At 72.2% G+C, this 3,427-nt stretch carries 4 protein-coding genes; 1 reads left to right on the top strand and 3 read right to left on the bottom strand.

Going from position 1 to position 3,427, the window contains the following annotated elements:
• The 3 genes from AOK08_RS33475 to AOK08_RS33485 all read right to left on the bottom strand — a co-directional run.
• On the bottom strand, window positions 1-650 hold a 650-nt coding region (locus AOK08_RS33475; protein WP_157876899.1), incomplete at its 3' end, for an aminotransferase class III-fold pyridoxal phosphate-dependent enzyme.
• Window positions 647-1,801, bottom strand: coding sequence for an SDR family oxidoreductase (locus tag AOK08_RS33480; protein WP_055533001.1), 1,155 nt, complete (start codon window positions 1,799-1,801; stop codon window positions 647-649). The genes AOK08_RS33480 and AOK08_RS33475, both read right to left, overlap by 4 nt.
• Window positions 1,802-1,918: 117 nt before the next feature.
• The gene (locus AOK08_RS33485) at window positions 1,919-3,058 is read right to left on the bottom strand and encodes an acyl-CoA dehydrogenase family protein (RefSeq protein ID WP_055533003.1); all 1,140 of its coding nucleotides are present in this window, start codon (window positions 3,056-3,058) and stop codon (window positions 1,919-1,921) included.
• A 231-nt stretch (window positions 3,059-3,289) separates the two neighbouring features.
• Here AOK08_RS33485 and AOK08_RS48760 point away from each other — a divergent pair, with 231 nt between their 5' ends.
• Window positions 3,290-3,409 carry a putative leader peptide gene (locus AOK08_RS48760; protein ID WP_338400162.1) on the top strand — a complete coding sequence of 40 codons (120 nt, stop codon included), beginning with the start codon at window positions 3,290-3,292 and terminating at the stop codon, window positions 3,407-3,409.
• The last annotated feature ends 18 nt before the right edge of the window (window positions 3,410-3,427 follow it).

A 3,427-nucleotide genomic window follows, 5' to 3' on the forward strand; every position in this document is an offset into this window, starting at 1 on the left:
ACCCCGCCCTCGCCCTGCACCGGCTCGACGATCACACAGGCCCGTTCGCCGAGCCGGTCGAGCAGCGCCGCCAGCGCCTCCGTGTCGCCGTACGGGGCGACGTGGCTGTTCGGCAGCAGCGGGCGGAACGGGTCCTGGTACTTGGCGTTGGCGGTGGCGGAGAGCGCGCCCAGGGTCTTGCCGTGGTAGCCGCCCGCCATGCTCACCAGCGCGGTGTGCCCGTGGGCGCGCGCCAGTTTGAGGCCCGCCTCGGTGGCCTCCGTACCGGAGTTGACGAAGTGAACCCGGTCGAGGCCGGCCGGGGTGCGGGCCACGAGGGCCTCGGCGGCACGGGCCGCGACCGGCTCCAGGAAGACCCGGGAGGCCAGCGGATGGGCGTCGACCTGGCAGTGCACGGCGGCCGTCACGGCGGGGTGTCGGTGGCCGAGGATGAAGACTCCGTAGCCGCCGAAGTCGAGATAGCGGCGACCGTCCTCGGTGAAGATCCACGCCCCTTCGGACGCCGTCTCCAGCATGCCGCCGAGCACCGTGCCCATGACGGCGCGGCCGGAGGACAGATGTTCCCGGTAGAGGCGGGCGATGTGGGTGGCGTTGTCGGTCCCGGGGTCCGTGCCGGAGTGGAGCAGGGAGTCGATCGGAAAGGTGGTCATGACGCCAACTCCCTTGCCTGGACTGCTTCCTGAGACGTCTGGTGGACAGCCTTCCGGCGTGCAGCGGCGGCGCTCGCCGGCTGGAGGCGCGCCCGGCCGCGCATTCCGCCGGGCCGGGCGGCCCAGGCCTCCAGGTTGCGTACGAGGGCCTCGCGCAGCTCCTCCTTCACGACCGCCCGGCCACAGTGCGGGGTGCCGAGGGACGACTCGAAGGGCAGCGCCCGCTGGAAGACCAGCAGCAGTTCCGCGTACGTCTGGAAGCGGCGGCGCAGCGACTCCGGGAACGTGGGCCCCTCGATCAGCGGCAGCAGCAGCCGGTGCACCGACTCCAGCGGAATCAGCCGGGGCGGATGCGGCCGGGACCCGTACCGTTCGGCGAACTCCAGGCAGTTGTCGATGACTTCGGTCTGGAACAGCACCTCCGAGCCGGCCGTCAGCCAGTACTCGCCCCCGGTGACCCCGCCGCGCATCAGGTCACCCACCGCACGGGCGACGACATCCTGGGGCACCATGTCGATCCGGGAGTCCGGCCCGCCCGGCATGACCGGGACCTGACCCTTGACGATGGCCCCGAGCGCCCGCGTCAGCCCCTGCATCCCGGCGATCCGGCCGGTCACCGAGTCGCCCATCACCACCGACGGCCGCATGATCACCCCGGGTACCGGCGCCTCCCGTACCGCCTGTTCGGCCTCCGTCTTCGAGGCGAGATAGGCGGCGGCGCCGGGAAAGCGCTTCTGTTCCTCAGGGGCCAGCGGGTTGGCCACGAAGGCGGTGCTCATATGGAAGAAGGGCGCCCCGGCGCGGGCGGCCAGGTCGAGCATCGTGCGGGTGCCGTCGAGATTGGCGCGCCGGATCAGGCCCGGCTCCCACTGCCAGTTGGTGGCGGCGGCGGAGTGCAGCACTATGTCCACACCGGCGGCGAGACGGGTGAACTCCCCATCGGACAGGCCGAGTCGGGGCTCCATCAGATCGGCGCGGAACTCGTGCACCCGGGGATCGTCCACCGGGGTGCGGTGGCGCAGACAGACGACGCGGAAGGCGGGCAGCAGCTCGTCGATCAGGGCTCTGCCGAGTACTCCGGTGCCACCGGTGAGCAGCACGGTGGGCCGGGGACCGGTGGTCCGGGCGGCTGTGGTCCGGGTTTCGGGCATGGCGGACTTCCCCCTCGTTCGGTTCGGGTTGGCGGCGGTCGGCGTCGGTCTGATCGCGACCAGGTGGGGCCGGTCGGTGTCAGGGCGTACGGCGCGTGGGCCTCGTACAGAAAGACCTCAGGCGACCGTCAGCGGCGCCCCGGCCAGATGGGCGGCGAGCGGGCCCGTCATCCGGGACCTCGACGGCGGGTGCAGGGCGAGGCCGTTGACGCAGGCGGCCAGGTAGCCGACCTCGTCCGAGGCGATGAAGGCGAGCCCGCCGAGCAGTTCCACCGCGCGCGGCACGACGCGGGCGAGCGTGTCCTGCACGGTGTAGCGGACGTACAGGGAGTCGGCGAGCGCGGACTCGTCGGGGGCGGCCTCGTCCACCCGCCGGGCCAGGCCCTCCACGGCGGCCATCGCGCCCTCCGTCTCCACCAGCAGCCGCACCCGTTCCGCCTCGGGCACCCGGTCCTGGCCCAGCACCCGCTCCACCAGGGCGCTCGCGGCACCGAGATAGCTGCCGGTCATCAGCAGTTCGAACCAGACGAGTCCGGCGGTCTGCACCTCGTCCAGCCGGGACCCGGCCGGGGATGCGGTGCGTACCAGCAGTTCGGGCGGCACGAGAACGTTGTCGAGCGTGACCTGGTCGCTCTCGGCGCCCGCGAGGAAACCGCTCGCCCAGAAGGCGCTCACACTGAGCCCCTCCGTCTCGGCCGGCACCAGGGCCACGGCCAGCTCCTCGCCCTCGCCGTCCTCGCACGGCACCATCACGCTGGCGGTGAGCAGATCCATGGAACGGGCCAGACTGCACGGCTTCTTCACGCCGGTGATGCGTACGCCCTCGGGGGTCACCGTGGCGGTCATGGCGGGGGAGAGGATGCCGGTGCCGCTGCGGCCCTCCGCGAAACCGGACGCCATCAGCCGGTTGTCGGCCGCCACGCCCTGGACAAGCATCCACTCAAGCCCCTCGCCGCCGCCGGACTCGCTCAGCCCGACGAGCGTGGCCATCGAGAAGTGGTGCATGGTCGTCGCCACCGCCAGCGACGGGGAGCGGCTGCCCAGCGCCCGCTGCACCCGTACCGTGTCGAGCGCGGTGGCGCCCCGCCCCTGGAGGGACGCCGGTGCCAGCAGCCCGGGGCCGCCGCACTCACGGAACAATCCGATGCCCGGACTCTTCTGGCTCTCCAACACCATCAGTGGCAGCGCCCGCAGCCCGTCGTCGAGGCCGGGCAGCAACCTGGTGAGGGCCGCGCGCTCGCGCTCCAGGAATCTCATGTCGTCCCCCTGCTTTTCTACGTCCTCGGATGCCGTCGGCGTCGTCGGCTCTGTCTTCACGAGCTTTACGAGCCCACCGCGAGGACCCCTCGGGGGAGCGGGCACCGGAGACCGGCGGCACCGGCGACCGGCGGGGCGGGCGCCGTCCGCCGTACGAGACGCCCTTGACGTGGGCCGCGAGCCGATCGACACTCCCCAAGAGGAATCCTAGTGAAAAGGTAGGGAAGCGCGATGCGCGTGGAGTCGAACGCCAGTCGGGTGGTTCACGCACCCCGGCCGACCCCGCTGCTGACCTCCCGCCGTCACATCGACCTCCAGCGCGTCTGCAGCGCCATCAGCTCCCCGCGCTGAGCCCCCTCCCTGTGCTCT

The organism is Streptomyces graminilatus (assembly GCF_001418565.1).
Classification (GTDB): domain Bacteria; phylum Actinomycetota; class Actinomycetes; order Streptomycetales; family Streptomycetaceae; genus Streptomyces; species Streptomyces graminilatus.